Annotated in this window: 15 protein-coding genes; 10 read left to right on the forward strand and 5 right to left on the reverse strand. The window is 70.9% G+C overall.

Annotated elements, in window-relative coordinates; translation table 11 throughout:
- Positions 1-556: 556 nt before the first annotated feature.
- A complete protein-coding gene (locus AB0B94_RS32350) occupies positions 557-940 on the reverse strand; it encodes a WhiB family transcriptional regulator (protein WP_091406539.1) in 384 nt (127 codons plus the stop codon).
- A gap of 253 nt (positions 941-1193) precedes the next feature.
- Here AB0B94_RS32350 and AB0B94_RS32355 point away from each other — a divergent pair, with 253 nt between their 5' ends.
- The gene (locus AB0B94_RS32355) at positions 1194-2009 is read left to right on the forward strand and encodes a response regulator transcription factor (protein ID WP_357289526.1); all 816 of its coding nucleotides are present in this window, start codon (positions 1194-1196) and stop codon (positions 2007-2009) included.
- A 155-nt stretch (positions 2010-2164) separates the two neighbouring features.
- Here AB0B94_RS32355 and AB0B94_RS32360 read toward each other — a convergent pair whose 3' ends face one another.
- Positions 2165-2584, reverse strand: coding sequence for a DUF5319 domain-containing protein (locus AB0B94_RS32360; protein ID WP_238667602.1), 420 nt, complete (start codon positions 2582-2584; stop codon positions 2165-2167).
- Positions 2585-2770: 186 nt separating this feature from the next.
- On the opposite strand from AB0B94_RS32360, the gene guaB reads away from it, so the two are divergent.
- Together guaB and AB0B94_RS32370 are read left to right on the forward strand one after the other, a co-directional pair.
- Entirely contained in the window at positions 2771-4333 is a 1563-nt protein-coding gene (gene guaB, locus AB0B94_RS32365; RefSeq protein ID WP_238667604.1) for an IMP dehydrogenase, read from the forward strand.
- A gap of 30 nt (positions 4334-4363) precedes the next feature.
- Positions 4364-5482 carry a GuaB3 family IMP dehydrogenase-related protein gene (locus AB0B94_RS32370; protein ID WP_112589254.1) on the forward strand — a complete coding sequence of 373 codons (1119 nt, stop codon included), beginning with the start codon at positions 4364-4366 and terminating at the stop codon, positions 5480-5482.
- Positions 5483-5552: 70 nt separating this feature from the next.
- Here the strand turns inward: AB0B94_RS32370 and AB0B94_RS32375 are convergent, their stop codons facing one another.
- Positions 5553-6668, reverse strand: coding sequence for a sugar phosphate isomerase/epimerase (locus AB0B94_RS32375; protein WP_357289533.1), 1116 nt, complete (start codon positions 6666-6668; stop codon positions 5553-5555).
- Between the two features lie 202 nt (positions 6669-6870).
- On the opposite strand from AB0B94_RS32375, the gene AB0B94_RS32380 reads away from it, so the two are divergent.
- Positions 6871-8274 carry a M1 family metallopeptidase gene (locus tag AB0B94_RS32380; RefSeq protein ID WP_357289536.1) on the forward strand — a complete coding sequence of 468 codons (1404 nt, stop codon included), beginning with the start codon at positions 6871-6873 and terminating at the stop codon, positions 8272-8274.
- A gap of 110 nt (positions 8275-8384) precedes the next feature.
- Entirely contained in the window at positions 8385-9842 is a 1458-nt protein-coding gene (locus AB0B94_RS32385; RefSeq protein ID WP_357289540.1) for a M1 family metallopeptidase, read from the forward strand.
- Between the two features lie 7 nt (positions 9843-9849).
- Here AB0B94_RS32385 and AB0B94_RS32390 read toward each other — a convergent pair whose 3' ends face one another.
- On the reverse strand, positions 9850-10968 hold the full coding sequence (locus AB0B94_RS32390) for an LCP family protein (protein WP_357289543.1): 1119 nt from the start codon (positions 10966-10968) through the stop codon (positions 9850-9852).
- A gap of 145 nt (positions 10969-11113) precedes the next feature.
- Between AB0B94_RS32390 and AB0B94_RS32395 the strand changes: the two genes are divergently transcribed.
- Positions 11114-12811: a GMC family oxidoreductase gene (locus tag AB0B94_RS32395; RefSeq protein ID WP_357289546.1), complete on the forward strand. Its 1698-nt coding sequence runs from the start codon at positions 11114-11116 to the stop codon at positions 12809-12811.
- 149 nt (positions 12812-12960) lie between these two features.
- Complete coding sequence (gene guaA, locus AB0B94_RS32400; RefSeq protein ID WP_357289549.1) at positions 12961-14517, forward strand: glutamine-hydrolyzing GMP synthase; 1557 nt, start codon at positions 12961-12963, stop codon at positions 14515-14517.
- A 7-nt stretch (positions 14518-14524) separates the two neighbouring features.
- Here guaA and AB0B94_RS32405 read toward each other — a convergent pair whose 3' ends face one another.
- The gene (locus AB0B94_RS32405) at positions 14525-14893 is read right to left on the reverse strand and encodes a PspC domain-containing protein (RefSeq protein WP_357289553.1); all 369 of its coding nucleotides are present in this window, start codon (positions 14891-14893) and stop codon (positions 14525-14527) included.
- A 143-nt stretch (positions 14894-15036) separates the two neighbouring features.
- Here AB0B94_RS32405 and AB0B94_RS32410 point away from each other — a divergent pair, with 143 nt between their 5' ends.
- The 3 genes from AB0B94_RS32410 to AB0B94_RS32420 all read left to right on the forward strand — a co-directional run bounded on the left by AB0B94_RS32410 (position 15037) and on the right by AB0B94_RS32420 (position 19230).
- The gene (locus tag AB0B94_RS32410; protein ID WP_210783350.1) at positions 15037-15987 is read left to right on the forward strand and encodes an NUDIX domain-containing protein; all 951 of its coding nucleotides are present in this window, start codon (positions 15037-15039) and stop codon (positions 15985-15987) included.
- Positions 15988-16908: 921 nt separating this feature from the next.
- Positions 16909-17934, forward strand: a complete 1026-nt coding sequence (locus AB0B94_RS32415; protein ID WP_357289558.1) for an NUDIX domain-containing protein — start codon at positions 16909-16911, stop codon at positions 17932-17934.
- A 345-nt stretch (positions 17935-18279) separates the two neighbouring features.
- Positions 18280-19230, forward strand: a complete 951-nt coding sequence (locus tag AB0B94_RS32420; protein ID WP_357289562.1) for a CDP-alcohol phosphatidyltransferase family protein — start codon at positions 18280-18282, stop codon at positions 19228-19230.
- Positions 19231-19239: the final 9 nt, after the last annotated feature.

Below are 19239 nucleotides of genomic sequence, written 5' to 3' on the forward strand. Positions count from 1 at the left end.
TGGCGCCGGGACCCTGTGTAACGACCCGGGGGCCGGGGTCATTCCGGGATCGGCCCACCCGTCGGCACCCTCATCGTGGCGGTGCCGGTTGGTCGGTCGTGGGGACTGTAACGACCGGGTGGAGGCTGGCATTCCAGCCTGCGCGACCAGCCCTCAAAAGCGGGGCGGCGGGTCGGTGGTGCTGCGATCGTCAGGGTATGTAACGACCCCGGCCCCGCCATGATTCCAGCCCACGAGTGCACCCGGTCACCGGACAAAGGCCGCGTACCTCGCAGCAGCCTAAGCTCTGCATCTGGCTCGAATACCCCATGCCGGACAAAGCTCCCCAGCGCGATGTCTCTGTACGCCCGCGAGACCTGACACTCGGCTTGATTCACTCGGGATCGTTGAAATCGGGGTGTACGGGCCGGCGGGATGCCCCGACATCAAGGAACCCGTGTTGATCAAGGCTGTATGGGAGGTGGCGCGGGTCATGGCCGTGGGGAACCGCCTGAACGGCACGAAACCGCGCCCTCGCTGGGAGGGCGCGGTTCGCGGATGTTGGGGACGTCGTTGGTCAGGCGACGTTGCGTTGGGCCGGGACGGTCGACTTGTGCGGGCGGCCCAGACGGGCCTCCAGCCGCGCGACGTCGACCCGGGCGTGCCGGCGGTCTGCCAGGTCCTCCCAGCCGACGGCGAGTAGTCGCAGGCGCTCCGACTCGCTGAAGCCGCCCCACACGCCGTAGGGCTCCCGTACCGACAGGGCGTGGGCGGCGCACTCGGCGCGAACCGGGCAGGCGCGGCAGACCGACTTGGCAGCGGACTCGCGGCGCAACCGGGAGGAACCACGCTCACCGTCGGGGTGGAAGAACTGGGCGCTGTCGCGCCCCCGGCAGGCACCGAGTCGCTGCCAGTCCCAGAGATCGACGATGGGTCCGGGCAGTCTACGTACGTTCGACATCAGCACCCCTCCTCCCGCGCGGCTCCGCGAGAATCCTTATGGCCGGCATCCGGGCGGCGGGCCGCGCAGGCGCACCGTTCCCGGCCTGGATCTCCCGGTACCCGGGCTGTCGCCAACTCACACGTCTGTGATCGAAAACGTCCGAGAAATTGCGGCTTTTGCCCTATCTGTCGGAAAAGTTCGAAGGATTGCCGGGAACCCCCTCCCCAGCCGACCTCGTCATGGTCTGCTCGTTGGCGGAGAGGAGACCACAGTGCGTACCGTTCTTGTGTGCGTTAGGACACCACTCGCGGCCCAGCACCTTACTTCTGCTGCCGCGCGGCTGGGGTTGTCCGCGATCGTTCGTACCGCCGTCTCTGATCCAGAGGTGATGCTGCGGCTGGCCGAGCGGCCGGCCGACGTGGTCCTGGCCGACACGGCCCTCACCCGGCCGGACAGCGCCGGTTTCGTCCGCCGGGTGTTGGCGCGTGCGCCCCAGGCGGCGGTGCTGCTGCTCGGCACCGAGGAGTCCGAGGCCGCGGCGGCCACCATCAGCGCCGGCGCGCGAGGGCTCATCCAGAATGTCGACCATGACCTGACCAGCGCGGTGGCGAAGGCGCTCCTGCTGCTCACCGCGCCTGGCCGAGCCTCCCGGCAGCGGATCACCGATCCGGCCCGCGACGCGGCGGCGGTGGGTGGTTCCGGCCGCTCCGGGCCGTCGCCGCGCGGTTCCGGTGAACCCGGCTGGGCGGCCACAGCAGCCGACGGGCCGGCCGGGGTGGCGTCGGTGCCGGTGCAGCGGGGCGACGACGAAGCGGAGGCGGGGACCGGCGACTCGCCGACCCAGACCGACCCGGGCCGTCCCGCACCGAACGCCCGACCCAGTCGGGCGTCGATCGGCCTCACCGAGCGTGAGCTTCAGGTGCTGCTCGGCATGGCCGAGGGCAAGAGCAACGCGGAGATCGGCCGGGAGCTGTTCGTCTCGGAGGACACCGTCAAGACGCACGCCCGCCGGTTGTTCCGCAAGCTTGGCGCCCGGGACCGGGCCCACGCGGTGGCAGCGGGTTTCCGCGCCGGTCTGGTGGCCTGACCTACGCACGCCGCGCGACCGCTGGGCGGCCGGGGCGCGCGACTGGGGCAGACAGCGCGGCTGCTGGGTTTTCGGGGCTCGCGGCAGCGGGACGCCGTGCGGCAGCGGAGCATCCGGGGCGCGGGGCAGCGGGGGTGCCCGCCGCCCGGCAAGCGTTACTTGGTGGCGGTCGGGGCGTCCGGCTCGTCCTCGGTGCCCTCGGACAGGGTGTCGTGCACCCCGTCCGCGTACCCCCGGGCGTAGTCCCAGGTCACGTAGTGGTCCGGGTCCGGGTCGTAGGCGGGTTCGTGCACCCGGGGCCGGCCCGAGTTGAGCAGGTGCCGTAGGTTGCCGCGGAGCAGGTCCCAGTCGAAGTAGTGCGGCTCGCGGCAGTCCTCGCATTCGATCACCAACCCGCGGACCCCGATCGGGGCCAGCAGAGCCTGGTAGATCTCCAGGTCAGCGAGGTCTTCCAGCACATCCTGCCGCTCGACGTCGGTCAGCGGATCCGGCGTCGCGTCATCGCCCGGGTCTTCCAGACCCGCTGTCGGATCGGCCGGGTCGCCATTGAACGGGTCGATGGGCTCGTCGTGCACCCCCTCACCGTAGACCCAACGCGGCGCGAACGTCCGCCCCCCGGCCTCCGCGCCGGCCCGGCCTGCCACGGACGGGTCGCCCAGCTCACTGGGTACGATGAGGCGACGTGCCGGCACCGTGGCGCGCTCCGGTGCCCGCCCGCGCCACCTCGCTGAAGCCCATCCGAGCAGCTCAGGGGAGCAATCGTGGAAAATTCGCCCAGCACCGATCTTCCGGCCGGCGTGGAGCACGCCGACCTGGGCGGCCACCTGCCCGAGCTGCCGGCCGGCTCCGCCCGGGTGGTTCCGCTCGGCCTCACCTTCGATGACGTGCTGCTTCAGCCGGGCGAGTCGGACGTGGTGCCCAGCCGGGTCAACACCCGGACCAAGCTCACCCGCAACATCGAGTTGTCCATTCCGCTGTTGTCCAGCGCGATGGACACGGTGACCGAGGCCCGGATGGCGATCGCCATGGCCCGCCAGGGCGGCATCGGCGTCCTGCACCGCAACCTCTCCCTGGAGGACCAGGCCCTTCAGGTCGATCTGGTGAAGCGCTCCGAGTCCGGCATGATCACCAACCCGGTGACCGCCAGCCCGGATGACACCCTGCGCGAGGTCGACGAGTTGTGCGGGCGTTACCGCATCTCCGGCGTTCCGGTGGTGGACGGCGACGGCCAGCTTGTCGGCATCGTCACCAACCGGGACATGCGTTTCGTCTCCGAGCCGGACACCCCGGTTCGGGAGATCATGACCCACACGCCGCTGGTCACCGCGCGGGTCGGGGTGAGCAAGGACGACGCCCTGGCGCTGCTGCGTCAGCACAAGGTCGAGAAGCTGCCGATCGTCGACGACTCGGGTCGGCTGCGTGGCCTGATCACCGTCAAGGACTTCACCAAGAGCGAGCAGTACCCGGACGCCAGCAAGGACGACGCCGGCCGGCTGCGGGTCGCCGCCGCCATCGGTGTGGGCGAGGACGCGTACAAGCGGGCCCGTGCCCTGGTCGACGCGGGTGTCGACGTGCTCATCGTGGACACCGCGCACGGTCACCAGCGGGCCGTGCTGGACATGGTCCGCCGGCTCAAGGCCGATGTGGCTGTCGACGTCATGGGCGGCAACGTGGCCACGTACGCCGGCGCGAAGGCGCTTGTCGACGCCGGCGCCGACGGCGTCAAGGTGGGCGTGGGGCCGGGCGCGATCTGCACCACCCGGATCGTCGCCGGGGTCGGCGTGCCGCAGGTGACCGCGATCATGGAGGCGGCTCGGGCCGCCCGCCCGGCCGGTGTGCCGGTGATCGGCGACGGCGGCATCCAATATTCTGGCGACATCGCCAAGGCCCTGGTGGCCGGCGCCGACACGGTGATGCTGGGCAGCCTGCTGGCCGGCTGCGAGGAGAGCCCCGGCGAGCTGATCTTCGTCAACGGCAAGCAGTTCAAGACGTACCGCGGGATGGGCTCGCTCGGCGCGATGCAGTCCCGGGGCCAGGCCAAGTCGTACAGCAAGGACCGTTACTTCCAGCAGGACGTGCTCAGCGACGACAAGCTGGTCCCCGAGGGCGTGGAGGGTCAGGTGCCCTACCGGGGGCCGCTGTCCCGGGTCGCCCACCAGCTGGTCGGCGGGCTGCGGCTGGCCATGGGGTACGCCGGTGCGGAGAACATCCCCGATCTGCACCGCCGGGGCCAGCTCATCCGGATCACCGCGGCTGGTCTGAAGGAGAGCCACCCGCACGACATCCAGATGACCGTCGAGGCGCCCAACTACCACACCCGCTGATCCAACACCCCCAACCACCTGGAGTCCCCCATGCGTGACGTGGTCGAGATCGGGCTGGGCAAGACCGCGCAGCGCGGCTACCACCTGGACGACATCGCCATCGTGCCGAGCCGCCGCACCCGCGACGTCGACGACGTCTCGACGTCGTGGCAGCTCGACGCGTACCCGTTCGGTATTCCGTGCGTCGGCCACCCCTCCGACGCCACCATGAGCCCGGCCTCGGCGGTGCGGCTCGGTCAGCTCGGCGGCCTCGGCGTGCTCAACGTCGAGGGGCTCTGGACCCGCTACGAGAACCCGACCAAGGTGCTGGACGAGCTGGCCGGCCTCGACGAGGAGGCCCGCGCCACCAAGCGGCTCCAGGAGGTGTACGCCGAGCCGATCCGCCCGGACCTGATCGCGGAGCGGGTGCGCGAGCTGCGCGCCGGTGGCAGCACGGTGGCGGTGCGGGTCTCTCCGCAGCACACCCTCGCGCTGGCGCCGGTGATCCTGGACGCCGGGGTGGACATCCTGGTTATCCAGGGCACCATCGTCTCGGCCGAGCACGTGTCGACCACCGATGAGCCGCTGAACCTCAAGGAGTTCATCGCCGACCTGGACCTGCCGGTGATCGTCGGCGGCTGCACTGACTACAAGACGGCGCTGCACCTGATGCGTACCGGCGCGGCCGGCGTGATCGTGGGTATCGGTGGCGACGAGTGGTCGACCACCGAGTCGGTGCTGGGCATCCGGGTGCCGATGGCCACCGCGATCGCCGACGCCGCGGCGGCCCGCCGTGACTACCTGGATGAGACCGGCGGTCGGTACGTGCACCTGATCGCCGACGGTGACATCCAGACCTCGGGCGACATCGCCAAGGCGCTCGGCTGCGGTGCGGATGCGGTGATGCTCGGTGAGCCGTTGTCGCTCTGCGACGAGGCCCCGGCCGGTGGTGCCTGGTGGCACTCGGCGGCGAGTCACCCGTCGCTGCCCCGGGGTGCGTTCGAGGTCTCCGGTGAGCCGCTCGGGTCGATGGAGCAGTTGCTCTTCGGGCCTGCGGACGAGGCCGACGGCCAGCTCAACCTGTTCGGTGGGCTGCGTCGGGCGATGGCCAAGTGCGGTTACCGCGACCTGAAGGAGTTCCAGAAGGTCGGACTGGTCCTCGACCGCTGACCGATCGTCAGACGCCGAAAGGCCGGCCCCGCCTGGTGCGGGGCCGGCCTTCGTCGCGTTCAGCGGGGAGTCACTTCTCCAGGTAGATGGTCAGGTCGGACATGTTGCGGTAGCTGGTCGCCGCGAAGTCGAGCGACTGGCCCCTGTTGTCCGCGCCGCCTGGGGCGGTGTCCATCTCCCAGTTGGCGTGGTGGAAGTTGCGCTCGCCGATGGTCTGGAAGAACTGCTGGAAGTTGAGGTCGCCGTCACCGAGCGGGGTCATCTGGTACCCGTTGGGCACGCTGGTGTCCCGGTCGCCGTCCTTGGCGTGGAAGAGCGGGAACCGGGTGGTCCGGTCGGCCACTGTGAGGATCGGGTCGAACAGGTCGGTCACTTCCTGACCGGCCGGGTTGACGTACTTCTGGTGCTTGTAGCGGGCCACGTAGGCCCAGTAGATGTCCAACTCGAAGAAGACGTACCGCGGGTCGGTGATCTCGAAGAAGTACTCCAGTCGGCGGATGCCCGAGGACCGGGTCTGCCGGCCCTGCGCGTCGCGCGGGCCCCGGTCGATCAGGAAGCTGTACGCGGCGTCGTGGTTGTGCGTGTAGAGCCGCATGCCCCGGGCCCTGGCCTGCCGGCCCAGCTCGTTCCAGATGTCCGCGGCGGCGTCCCACTCGGCCTTGTAGGCGCTGCTGGTCGGGTCGCTGCCGGTGCCGATGTTCTTCATGCCGAGTTCCTCGGCGATGTCCAGCTGTTGCTGGAAGGTGGCCGGCTGGATCGTGGCGTGGGTGCCGTTGGCCACCAGACCGTTGTCGTCGAGGATCTTGCGGATCTCGGCGGGGGTGATCTGCCGGCCCAGGATCTCGGTGCTCTGGGTGTAGCCGGCGAACTCGATCTCCTTGTAGCCGATCTCGGCGAGTCGGGCGAGGACGCGCTCGAAGCCGTACGGCACTCCGCTGTCGTCGGGCGCGGCGGTGATCCGGTCGCGGACGCTGTAGAGGATGATGCCGCGGTTGCGGGCCGGGATTAGCGGCTCCACCCGCAGCTTGCTCGCGTTGCCGGGATCGGCGAGCGCGGGGGTGCCGGTGGCGAGGACGGGTAGGCCCGCCGCGCCGATCGCTGCGGCGGCGCCGGCGGAGGCGGCGAGCAGGGATCGGCGGCTGAGCCGGCCGGTGGGGGTGGCGTCGGGGGCGGTGTGGTCTGGCATGGTTCCACCTTTCGCGACGGTGGTCGGAGACAGACACTAACGTCGGTCTAAGTCGAAAGAAAGGTTCGATCGACGGCAGCTTTTGTTGGATTCGACGAAAGTCACTGATGATCGTCGATACCGGCCGCGCGGCCCGCGATCCTGACTACGCTCGTCCTCACCGCAACGCCGCAGGAGGTCGGGCGCGGCAGGAGGGGTGGGCATGGTCCTGACCGGACGGAGATTGCGCGTCGCCGCGCTGACCTGCGCGATCGGGCTGGCCGCCACCGGTTGCACCGGCGACGACCACGACGGCTTCCGGCCCGGTGCCGCCGACGTCGGCGACCCGTACGTGCCGGGGCACGGCAACGGCGGTTACGACGTCGGGCACTACGGCCTCGACGTCCGCTACGACCCGTCGGCCGACCGGCTGACCGGTCGAGCCGTCATCACGGCCACCGCCACGCAGGACCTGTCCCGGTTCAACCTGGACCTGGTCGGCCTGAAGGTCAGCGCGGTCAGCGTGGGTGACGCGGCGGCCGAGCACCGGCGCGGCGACGGCGAGCTGGTGGTGACCCCCCGCGACGGACTGCCGCGCGGCCGGCAGTTCACAGTGACCGTCGAGTACGCGGGCGTCCCCACTGCTGTCGACGACGGGGTGTTGGGCAGCGGTGGTTTCCTGCACACCGCCGACGGCGCGGTGGCGCTCGGCCAACCCGATTCGGCAGCCACCTGGTTCCCGGTCAACGACCACCCGTCGGACAAGGCCACCTACGACCTGGCGGTGACCGTCCCGGACGGCCTGGCCGCGCTGGGCAACGGCGTACCCGGGCCGAAGAGCAGCGCCGACGGCTGGACCACCTGGCGCTGGTCGGAGCGCGCCCCGATGGCCAGCTACCTGAGCACGCTCGTGATCGGTGACTACCGGGTGGTGACCGGCACGCACGCCGGCCGACCGATGGTCACGGCGGTGGCCGCGAGCCTTCCGGCGACCGGCGGCGCGGCCGCCTCGCTGGCCCGCACCGGCGCGATCGTCGACTTCCTGGCCAGCCGCTTCGGCCCGTACCCGTTCGACTCCTACGGGGGGATCGTGATCGCCGACGAGCGGATCGGGTACGCGCTGGAGACCCAGTCCCGGCCGGTCTACGGGCCTGGCTTCTTCGCTGACGACCGGCCGAACCCGAGCGTCGTCGCGCACGAACTGGCGCACCAGTGGTTCGGCGACAGCGTGTCGCTGACCAGGTGGAGCGACATCTGGCTCAACGAGGGCTTCGCCAGCTACGCCGAGTGGTTGTGGGAGGAGCACGACGGCGGCCGGACCGCCCAGCGCAACTTCGAGATCCAGTACGCGGCGACCGACTGGACGCAGCCGTCGGTCGAGCCGGGCCGGGAGCAGATGTTCGGCAGTGCCGTCTACAAGCGCGGGGCGCTCGCCGTGCACGCGTTGCGCCGGACCGTCGGTGACGACCTCTTCTTCCGCATCCTGCGTGCCTGGACCACCGAGCGGGCGGCGGGCAACGCGACCACCGCGGACCTCGTCGCGCTGGCCGAGCGGGTCGCCGGGCGGCAACTGCGGCCGCTCTTCGACGCCTGGTTGGTGGGTGGTTCGGCCCCCACACTGCCGTGACCCGGCCCCGCTGCCCGGTCGATATGCTGCCGCCTGCGAACGGCGGGTAGGCGCCCGTTCGCGCGGGACGGCGGAGGCCGTGACCGGCCACCGTGCGGAAAGGGTGTGGGATGCGCGGGACGCGGCACAGACTGCGAGTGGCTGTCGGCCTGCTGGTGACCGGTGCGCTCGCACTGTCCGGATGTGGCTCGGCGGGCCCGGAGACGGCCCCAGCACCGAGCGCGTCCCCCACTCCGGCGCGGACGTTCGCCGCGGGCGCCGACGGGGTCGGCGACGCCTACTTCCCGACCTACGGCAACGGCGGCTACGACGTCGGGCGGTACACGGTGAAGGTGCGCTACGACCCGGCCAAGGACCAGTTGACGGGTACGACAACGGTGCGGGCCACCGCGACCACGGACCTGTCGACGTTCAACCTCGACCTGGCGGGCCTGACCGTCAGCGCGGTCACAGTGGACGGCGCGCCGGCGACCCACAGCCGCAAGCGGAACGAGCTGGTGATCAAGCCGGCTTCCGGCCTCATCAACGGCAACGGGTTCGTCGCCGAAGTCACCTACGCGGGCAAGCCGAAGCCGCTGAAGAACGAGACGCTCGGTGACGGTGGCTTCCGGCACACCGCCGACGGTGCCATCGCGCTGGGTCAACCCGAGTCGGCCAGCACCTGGTTCCCGGTCAACGACCACCCGTCGGACAAGGCTGCCTACGACTTCGAGGTCACCGTTCCGGACGGCCTGACCGCGATCAGCAACGGCGTTCCCGGCGGGAAGACCAGCACCGGCGGTTGGACCACCTGGAAGTGGTCGGAGAAGTCGCCAATGGCCAGCTATCTGAGCACGCTGGTGATCGGCAAGTTCCGGATCACCACCGGCGAGCACAAGGGCCGCCCGGTCTACAACGCGGTCACCACCACAGTGGCCAAGGGGAACGCCGACGCGTCCATCGCGCAGACCGTCGCGGTGGCCGACTACCTGGAGAGTGTGTTCGGGCCGTACCCGTTCGACGCGTACGGCGGGGTGGTGATCTCCGACAGCCGGATCTCCTATGCCCTGGAGACGCAGAGCCGACCGGTCTACGCGGCGAGTTTCTTCCGCCAGGGCGAGAACACCGAGGTCGTCGCCCACGAGTTGGCCCACCAGTGGTTCGGCGACAGTGTCGCGTTGGCCAAGTGGGAGGACATCTGGCTCAACGAGGGCTTCGCGACGTACGCGGAGTGGCTCTGGGCCGAGCACACCGAGGCGTACACCGCCAAGGAGGCGTTCGACACCCGGTACGCCGAGATGTCCGCGCAGGTGTGGAGGACGCCGCCGGGCAAGCCGGGCGTGGACAAGCTGTTCAGCGAGTCGGTCTACCAGCGCGGTGGGATGACACTGCACGCCCTGCGGGTGGCCGTCGGCGACAAGGCGTTCTTCGAGATCGTCAGGACGTGGGCGGCGGAGAAGCGCGACGGCACCGCCACCACCGCCGAGTTCGTGGCGCTGGCCGAGCGGATCTCCGGCAAGCGGCTCGACGCGATCTTCGACGCCTGGCTCTACGGCACCGAGAAGCCCGACCTGCCAAAGCGACTCTGATTGGCGGTCAATTCTTCACGACCAGGGCGGGATGGGCGGTCAGGTACGCGTCGGCGCGGCCGGCGCGGAGTTCGGTGAGGAACTTCCGGCCCTCGCTGGTCAGCTGTTCACCCCGGTAGGCGCTGCCCTTGCCGACACCGGAACCGGGCAGCCCGACCAGCGTGAAGCGGTTCTCCGGCAGGCCACCGAGGGTGTACGCGATGTCGACGATCCGGCGACCGCCCACGTAGACCAGCGTGTCGCCCAACGCGGAGACCACCTGGTCGACGCGCTCCGGTTGCCGGGCCAGGCCCTCGTCCAGGATCTTGCGGGTCATCGCCCGGATCAGTTGCTGCTGGTGGCGCTGCCGGGCGTAGTCACCGCCGGTGATGTAGCGCTGCCGCGCGTAGTCGAGGGCCTGCCAGCCGTTGAGGTGCCGGTCGCCCTTCTCGTAGACCTGCTGCGGCCCCTTGTAGCCGCCCGGCGCGCTCTCCCGGTACTTGCCGTCCGGTCGGCGGTGCAGCGACTCGACCCGCTGGTCGACGTAGATGTCCACCCCACCCAGGGCGTTGACCAGCCGATCGAACCCGGTGAAGGTGAGCACCGCGCCCGCGTCGATGCGCAGACCGGTGTAACCGCTGACGGTGCTGCGCAGCAGCTCGTACCCCTGGGCCGTGCTGGGTTGTTTGGGTTTGCCCGGCACCCGGCTGCCGAAGCTCATCGCGTGCGTGAGTTTGGTCTTGCCACCCTTGTAGCCGGCCTTCGGGAACGCCGGGATGTCCACCACCAGGTCGCGGGGGAGCGAGAAGAGGTACGCCCGATCCAACCCCTTGGGTACGTGCAGCACCAGCACGGCGTCCGAGTGCGGCTCCCACCCGGGCACGCTGACCCGGGTGTCCACACCGACCAGCAGCAGGTTGAGCGGGCCGGTGATGTCCGCGCCCGGCGGTGGGCCGCTGGGGCTCGGCGTCGGCGTGCCGATCGGCGACGGGGTCGGTGAGCCGGCCACCGGAGCGCCGCCCGGCTTGTCGTCGCCGGTCAGCCGGGTGATCACTACCGTGCCGGCCGCGATCAGCGCGACGACGGCGAGGGCCGCCAACCCCAGCAGCAGCCACCGTCGGCGCGGCGCCATCGACCCGAGAACCATGTTGGATTCCTTCCACCCGTCTGGTGAACAACGTTCCGACGGGTGCTCCGGGTTGCGGCCGGGAGACGCCGGGTCGGTCGGCCGGAGCATGATCGCGCGAAAAGTGCCGCTGGCGCGAGCGCTACTCGCGAGTAATGATGCGTGCATGCGGTACGACGTGGTCGTCATCGGGTCCGGCTTCGGTGGCAGCGTCACCGCGCTCCGACTGGCCGAGAAGGGCTACTCGGTGGCGGTGCTGGAGGCCGGCCGCCGCTTCGCCGACGACGAGTTCCCGCAGACGTCCTGGCGGGTCCGCCGGTTCCTCTGGGCCCCGAAGCTGGGCTGCTACGGCATCCAACGGCTCACCCTGCTCCGCCCGGCCGACAGACGATCCGGCGACGGAGTGCTGGTCCTCTCCGGCGCCGGGGTGGGCGGCGGTTCGCTGGTCTACGCCAACACCCTCTACGAACCGCTGCCGGCCTTCTTCAGCGACCCGCAGTGGCGCGACATCACCGACTGGCGCGACGAGTTGGCCCGCCACTACGACCAGGCGAAACGGATGCTCGGCGTCACCACGTACCCGGTGCACACCGGCGCGGACCGCGCCATGCGCGCGGTGGCCGACCGGATGGGGGTGGGGCACACCTTCCACGCCACCCCGGTGGGCGTGCACATCGGCCGGCCCGGCCAGCGGATCGCCGACCCGTACTTCGGCGGCGCCGGCCCGGACCGCACCGGCTGCCTGCACTGCGGCTCGTGTATGACCGGCTGCCGGCACGGCGCGAAGAACACACTGGTGAAGAACTACCTCTGGCTCGCCGAACAGCTCGGGGTCACGGTCCGTCAGCTGACCACTGTGACCGCCGTCCGGCCCGCCGACGGCGGCGGGTACGAGGTGCACACCGAACGCACCGGCGCCTGGCTGCGCAAGGGACGGCAGGTCATCCACGCCGACCAGGTGGTCTTCGCCGCCGGGGCGCTCGGCACCCAGCGGCTGCTGCACGGAATGCGGGCCGACGGTGCGCTACCCGGGCTCTCGCCCCGCCTCGGCGAGCTGACCCGGACCAACTCGGAGGCGATCCTCGGCGCCTCGGTGCCCCGTCGACGGGCCCGGGCCGAGCGGTTGGACTACACCGAGGGGGTGGCCATCACCAGTTCGTTCCACCCGGACCCGCAGACCCACATCGAGCCGGTCCGCTACGGGCGGGGCTCCAACGTGATGGGGCTGCTCCAGTCGCTGCTTGTCGACGGCGGCCCACACCGGGTACGCCGCTGGCTGGGCAGCATCGTGCGGCAGCCCCGGTTGGCCGCGCGGATGCTGTCGGTACGCGGCTGGTCGGAACGGACGGTGATCGCCCTGGTCATGCAGTCCGTGGACAACTCGCTGACCACCCGGTGGCGGCGCGGCCCACTCGGCAGCAGGTTGGTCACCGGTCCGGGCCACGGCACGCCGAGCCCCACCTGGATCCCGGCCGGCAACGCCGCCGCCCGAATGCTCGCCGACGAGATCGGTGGCACCCCCGGCGGTTCGCTCACCGAACCGTTCGACATCCCGATGACCGCGCACATCCTGGGCGGAGCGGTCATCGGGGCCACCCCGGCCGACGGGGTGATCGACCCCTGGCACCGGGTGTACGGGCACGTCGGACTGCACGTGGTCGACGGCGCGGCAGTCTCGGCCAACCTGGGCGTGAACCCGTCCCTGACGATCACCGCACAGGCGGAACGGGCGATGTCCTTCTGGCCCAACCGGGGCGATGAGGACCCCCGTCCGGCGCTCGGCTCCCCGTACCGCCGCCTCCCACCCGTACCCCCGAAAAACCCGGCAGTCCCGGCAGCCGCACCGGGAGCGTTGCGTCCCTGACCCCACCCTGCGGCGATCTTGCGGGTTCGGTCGTCGTTCTGCGGTGTCTGCGGCTTTTGTCGGGACAGGAAGTGCAAGATCGCGGGGAGAGTGGATTGCCGGCGAGCCGGTGCCGGGAACGGCCGTGACTGTCGGTAGGCTTCGTGCACATGAGCCTGCCTCGCCCCGTCCTCGTGGTGGACTTCGGAGCCCAGTACGCCCAGCTCATCGCGCGCCGGGTCCGTGAGGCGAAGGTCTACTCCGAGATCGTGCCGCACTCGATGCCGATCGCCGAGATGCTGGCGAAGAACCCCGCCGCGATCATCCTGTCCGGCGGCCCGTCCAGCGTCTACGCTCCGGACGCGCCGCAGATCGACGCGGGCGTGTTCAGCGCCGACGTGCCGGTCTTCGGCATCTGCTACGGCTTCCAGGCGATGGCCCAGGCGCTCGGCGGCACTGTCACCAGGACCGGCAACCGCGAGTACGGCGGCACCCCGCTGCGCCCCCGCCTCCTCGACCCCGGTGTGCTGCTGCGTGACCTCCCGGCGGACCTGCCGGTCTGGATGAGTCACGGCGACTGCGTCACCGAAGCGCCAGAGGGCTTCACAGTGACCGCCGAGTCGGCGGGCGCGCCGGTCGCCGCATTCGAGGACCTGGCCGGTCGCCGGGCCGGCGTGCAGTTCCACCCGGAGGTCGGGCACACCGCGCACGGCCAGGAGATGCTCACCCGCTTCCTCTACGACATCGCCGGCATCGAGCCGACCTGGACTCCCGAGAACATCATCGACGAGCAGGTCGCCCGGATCCGCGCCCAGATCGGCGACAAGGAGGTCATCTGTGGCCTCTCCGGCGGGGTGGACTCGGCGGTCGCCGCGGCGCTCGTGCACAAGGCCGTCGGTGACCAGCTCACCTGCGTCTTCGTCGATCACGGCCTGCTGCGCGCCGGCGAGGCCGAGCAGGTGGAGAAGGACTACGTCGCCGCCACCGGCATCAAGCTGAAGGTGGTCGACGCCGCCGACCGGTTCCTCGGCGCGCTCGCCGGGGTGATCGACCCGGAGCAGAAGCGCAAGATCATTGGTCGGGAGTTCATCAGGGTCTTCGAGGCCGCAGCCCGCGAGATCGCCGCACACGGCGACGTCGAGTTCCTCGTCCAGGGCACCCTCTACCCCGACGTGGTGGAGTCCGGCGGCGGCACCGGCACCGCCAACATCAAGAGTCACCACAACGTCGGCGGCCTCCCGGAAGACCTGAAGTTCGCGCTGGTCGAGCCGCTGCGCACCCTGTTCAAGGACGAGGTCCGGGCGCTCGGCCTCCAACTGGGCCTGCCCGAGGCGATGGTCTGGCGGCACCCGTTCCCCGGCCCCGGTCTGGCCATCCGGATCATCGGCGCGGTCGACCAGGAACGGCTCGACCTGCTCCGCCAGGCCGACCTGATCGCCCGCGAGGAACTGACCGCCGCCGGCCTCGACAGGGGTGTCTGGCAGTTCCCGGTGGTGCTGCTCGCCGACGTGCGCAGCGTCGGTGTGCAGGGAGACGGGCGCAGCTACGGGCACCCCGTGGTGCTGCGCCCGGTCTCCAGCGAAGACGCGATGACCGCCGACTGGTCCCGGCTGCCCTACGACGTGGTGGCCCGGATCTCCACCCGGATCACCAACGAGGTCGCCGAGGTCAACCGGGTCGTCCTGGACGTCACCAGCAAGCCGCCGGGCACCATCGAGTGGGAGTGAGCGCCGCTCAGGCCGCTGGCGGCGGGTCGGACGGGGTCGTCGGCGGGTAGGGCGGCGTCGGGGCGTACCCCTGCGGTGCCCCGCCGGGCGCGGGCCCGGCGGGGGGCGGCGGGCCGTTCTGCGGCGCGACGCCCGCGGCGTGCGGCCAGGCCGGCGCGCCGGTGGGCTCCTCCGGCATCAGGAACCACATGATCGGGTACGCGAACAGCGCGAGCCCGCCGGTGAGCAGGCCGGTGACCGCGAAGATCACCCGGACCAGTGTGGGATCGACGGCGAAGTAGCGGCCGACGCCGCTGGCGACCCCGGCGACCATGCGGTCGGTGGTGGGTCGCCGGAGCTGCTTGTACGGGGCACGGGGAGCGGTGGTCGATGTCATACCCCCACGGTCCGCGCTGGCGACCGGCCCGACCTCGGTGACCGCCCGGATCCTTACCCTGACCGATCCCTGACCGGGGCCAGATAGTCAGGAATCCGACTCTTTTCCGTTCCGGTAACCCGGCCCGGGGAGAATTTGCTTCCGTGACCACCTTGCTCAAGCCGCTCCGCAGGATCGCGGCATACGCAGTTTGTGCTGATTCAAGCGGCCGAGTCTTGCTGGTCCGCGCATCGGAGCGCTCCGGCACCCCCGGCGCGTGGTCGCTGCCCGGAGGGGCTGTCGACCACGGCGAGGACCCGAACCACACAGTCGTTCGCGAGACCGCCGCCGAAACCGGCCTCTCCGTCGCCGTCTCCGGCCTGGCCGACGTGCTCGCCGACATGCGGGCACTCCCGGACCGGGGCATCACCATCCACACCGACCGGCTCATCTACCGGGTCGCAGTGCGCGGTGGCACCCTCGCCGACCGGGTCGGCGAGCGCCCCACCGACCTGGCCCGGTGGTACACCCTCGACGAGGCGCGCGAGCTGCCGCTGCGCTCGTTCACCGCACGCGCCCTCGGGCTGCCCGCCTCCTCGGCCGACGTGGTGCCCGACGAGGCACCCGAATTCCCCTCCTTCTACGCCGTGCCCGGCCCCGACGGGCTGCACCGGGCCCAACGCTTCGCCGCGTACGCGGTCTGCACCGACCCCGCCGGTCGAGTGCTGCTCACCCGCATCTCCGACGGCTACCCCGGCGCCGGCTGCTGGCACCTGCCCGGCGGCGGCACCGACTACGGCGAACAGCCCGGCGCGGCACTCATCCGAGAGCTGATCGAGGAAACCGGCCAGGCCGGCCGCCTCGTCGAGCTGCTCGGCGTCGCCAGCCACCGCGACGCCGCCTCACTCGGCCCCGAGGGCTACCCGATCGACTGGCACGGCGTACGCGCCTTCTACCGGGTCGTCGTCGACCAGCCCAACCCGCTGACAGTGGCCGACGTGGGCGGCTCCACCTGCGAGGCCCGCTGGTTCGGCCGCGAGGAGTTGGGCGCCCTCCCCACCGACCGCCTCACCGAGGTGACCGCCGAAGCAGTCCAAGCCGCCCAACTCACCTGACCCTGCGTCGCGCCGCCGGCCCTCGGGTCTCGGGTCTCGGGTCTTGGGCCTCGGGTCTTGGGCCTCGGGTCTTGGGCCTTGGGTCTTGGGTCTTGGGTCTTGGGTCTTGGGTCTTGGGTGTAGGCCTTCGGGTGTCGGGCCAAGATCGTGCTCGAACCATGATGTAGTGGCTTCACTGGCGCGCCGATGCCACTACATCCTGGATGTTGCGCGATCTTGACTGCGGGACGCCTCGCCGAAGGGTGCCGCGCGGGCGTCGCGGGCAGGCAATCATCGGCGCGCCGCCACGCCCCTCGGTGATCCACTCGGATTCCTAGAAGGCGCGGTGTCCCAGGCGCTGGCATACCGCGCCTTCCGTGAACCCGAGTCGATCACCGTTCGTCTCGACTCTCGCGACGCGGATGGACGGCACAATGAGGGCCCAATAGGGTGAAGCGGATCGGTCGCAAAGCAGGCTGAACGGGTCTTGGTCGGGCGAACTGGCTGTCGTCATGGGGTGGTCGGGCTGCGACCTCCGGAACGCGCTGGAGGTTCGGACGCGCTGGGGGCCTCGGACGCGCTGGAGCCCTCGGGCGCGCTGGGGGCCTGGGACGCGCTGGAGCCCTCGGGCGCGCTGGGGGCCTGGGACGCGCTGGAGCCCTCGGGCGCGACGCTGCCCTCGGGCGCGCTGGAGGCGCCGGGCACGCTGGAGGCCTCGGACGCGCTGGACGGCCACGGACGCCTGCGACGCCTCGGCTTGCCAGGCTCTGCGGGTTCCCGTGCACTGCCTCGCGTTGATCATGAAGTTATTGTCGGAACGCGAGATGGACCGCGATAACTTCATGATCAACAGTTGTGGGTGCGAAGCGGGGGCGAGCGAAGGTGCAATTTGCGCGGCGAGTCGGGGCCTACGGGCTGGTGCGGGACTCGGGCCGGGTCTTGATGGTTCGGGATGGGGCGGAGGGTGAGTTTCCCGGGTTCTGGCGGTTGCCCGGCGGTGCCGTAGGGCATGCCGAGGACCCGCAGCACGCCGTGGTCCGCCAGGTCGCCGAGCAGGCCGGGCTGACGATCGCTGTGACGCGACTACTCGCGGTGGTCGCTGATGTGGCCACCTCTGTGGAGGGCGAGGCCGCGCTGCACACCGACCGGCTGTTGTTCGAACTCGACATGCCCCAAGGCGCACTGTCCGACGGCGCGGGGCGCGAGGGCGCACTGTCCGACGGCGCGGGGCGCGAGGGCGCGGGGCTTGAGGGCGCGGGGCTTGAGGGCGCGGGGCTTGAGGGCGCGGGGCTTGAGGGCGCGGGGCTTGAGGGCGCGGGGCTTGAGGGCGCGGGGCCTGAGAAAGGCCAGTCCCGGGGCGGGTTGAGGGACGGCGGGGCTGCTCTGGTTGATCAAGTTGGCTGGCTTTCGCTGGCGGAGGTGGCGCAGTTGCCGCTGACCCCGTTCACCGCCGAGGCGCTCGGCCTGCCGGTCACGCCACTGCCGCCGGCAGCACACCGTTCGCGGGACCTGTCGCCGCCGCAGCACCCTGATCGTCGGCTGCGCTTCGGGGCGTACGGGCTGGTCACCGACCCGGCCGGGCGGATTCTGCTCACCCAGATCGCGCAGGGCTACCCGGGGGCCGGTCTGTGGCATCTACCCGGTGGTGGCACCGATCACGGCGAGCAGCCGGCCACCGGGTTGCTGCGGGAGTTGGTCGAGGAGGGTGGGCAGGTGGGCAGGGTCGTGGAGCTTCTTGGCGTCAACAATCTGCACAATCCCGCCGCGCTGGGCCCGGAAGGCCGACCTCTGGACTGGCATGGCGTACGGGTGATCTATCGGGTGCTGGTGGACGTACCCACCGACGCGGTGGTCACCGAGTCCGCCGGGGGGTCGACGGCGCGGGCGGGGTGGTTCACCCGCGACGAGGCGACTGACCTGCCGTTGAGCGACATCGCCGCCGTGGCAATCGGACAGAGTGGCCGATAGCACCCCGCTCGGTGAGCCGACTTGGTGACCCTCCGGTACAGTCAAAGGCGGGAATGATGGAGGAAACGGGCGATGAAGCCCGGGATGGGAACAAGCGAGCGGTTCGAGCGGTTTAAGCCAGATATAAGTACCGCCGGCAGCTATCGCCAAGCCATGTTCCCCTATGCGATGGTGTACTCCGCAAAACGGCTGCCGGGCCATGCAAGGTCCGGCACGAGACAGCCGGACACCCGCCACTTGGCGGTCAGCAGATCCGGTGATGGAGGAAACGTGCCGAGAGCCCCATGGCGCCGGCGTCGTACTACTGACAGTCCGCGCCCCGCAGGGCGTCGCTGGGCGGGCCGGTTGCGCCGCAGCAGCACGTTCGCCCGCCAGGTGCTTTTGGTCCGGGTCGGCCGCCGCGACGGCGACCTGCACCCGACCGACCTGGCCCCGACCGAGCACCGGTACGCCGATCGGCAGCGCCGTCGCTACGGCCTGGACCGGCTCAGCCGGCCGACACTGGGCGTGGACCCGACACTGGGCCTGAATCGAGCCGATGTCGACGCGGTCATGCCGGTCAGCCCGGCGATGCCGCCGATGACGCAGACCGACGAGGCCCACTCGATCCCACTGCTCCCCGGCGAGCGCACCATCGCGCGTCGGATGAAGTTCGGCCTGGTCAACGCCTGCACGCTGGCCAGCCTGATGCTCGGCATGCTGGCCATTTTCCTGGCCATGCAGGGCGAGGTGCGGATGGCGGCGCTCTGCCTGATCGCGTGCGTCGGCTTCGACGGCCTGGACGGCGCTCTGGCCCGGCGGCTCGGGGTGGCAAGCCCGTTCGGCGCACAGATGGACTCACTGGCCGACATGTGCTCGTTCGGTCTCGCCGCGCCGGTGGTGGTCTACGCCTCGCTCGCCGGCTCCGTCTCCACGGCGGCGGCGGCGGTGGCGTGCGCCCTGGTCGCGGCGTGTGCCGCGATTCGACTGGCCCGGTTCAACGTCTCGCCCAAGGACGGCAGGTTCTTCTGCGGGGTGCCCACCACCATGGCGGCGGCAGTGCTCGCCGTGACGGTGGCGATCGGCCTGCCGGTGCCCGGTGCCGTGCTGGTCGCCGGGGTGGCGCTGCTGGCCTTCGCGATGGTGTCGAGCTTCCCGTACGCCAAGCTCGCCCGCCTGGTGAAGCTGCCGCCGTGGCTCTGGCTGGCCCCGGTGATCGGCGCGCTGGTCGACATCCGGCTCACCTTCGCCCTGATCGTGGTGGGCTACCTGGTCAGCGGACCGGTTCTCTGGCTGCGGCAACGTCGTACCGCCTGATCTGAGCAG

Origin of the sequence: Micromonospora sp. NPDC048986 (genome assembly GCF_040649335.1) — a bacterium.
In the GTDB taxonomy this organism is placed as follows: domain Bacteria; phylum Actinomycetota; class Actinomycetes; order Mycobacteriales; family Micromonosporaceae; genus Micromonospora; species Micromonospora alfalfae.

Bases quoted from the DNA above. Each gene is read 5' to 3' on its own strand.
- AB0B94_RS32350 (WP_091406539.1), bottom strand. From the start codon at position 940: ATGTCGAACGTACGTAGACTGCCCGGACCCATCGTCGATCTCTGGGAC.
- AB0B94_RS32370 (WP_112589254.1), top strand. From the start codon at position 4,364: ATGCGTGACGTGGTCGAGATCGGGCTGGGCAAGACCGCGCAGCGCGGC.
- AB0B94_RS32375 (WP_357289533.1), bottom strand. From the start codon at position 6,668: ATGCCAGACCACACCGCCCCCGACGCCACCCCCACCGGCCGGCTCAGC.
- AB0B94_RS32380 (WP_357289536.1), top strand. From the start codon at position 6,871: ATGGTCCTGACCGGACGGAGATTGCGCGTCGCCGCGCTGACCTGCGCG.
- AB0B94_RS32385 (WP_357289540.1), top strand. From the start codon at position 8,385: ATGCGCGGGACGCGGCACAGACTGCGAGTGGCTGTCGGCCTGCTGGTG.
- AB0B94_RS32390 (WP_357289543.1), bottom strand. From the start codon at position 10,968: ATGGTTCTCGGGTCGATGGCGCCGCGCCGACGGTGGCTGCTGCTGGGG.
- AB0B94_RS32395 (WP_357289546.1), top strand. From the start codon at position 11,114: ATGCGGTACGACGTGGTCGTCATCGGGTCCGGCTTCGGTGGCAGCGTC.
- guaA (WP_357289549.1), top strand. From the start codon at position 12,961: ATGAGCCTGCCTCGCCCCGTCCTCGTGGTGGACTTCGGAGCCCAGTAC.
- AB0B94_RS32405 (WP_357289553.1), bottom strand. From the start codon at position 14,893: ATGACATCGACCACCGCTCCCCGTGCCCCGTACAAGCAGCTCCGGCGA.
- AB0B94_RS32415 (WP_357289558.1), top strand. From the start codon at position 16,909: ATGGTTCGGGATGGGGCGGAGGGTGAGTTTCCCGGGTTCTGGCGGTTG.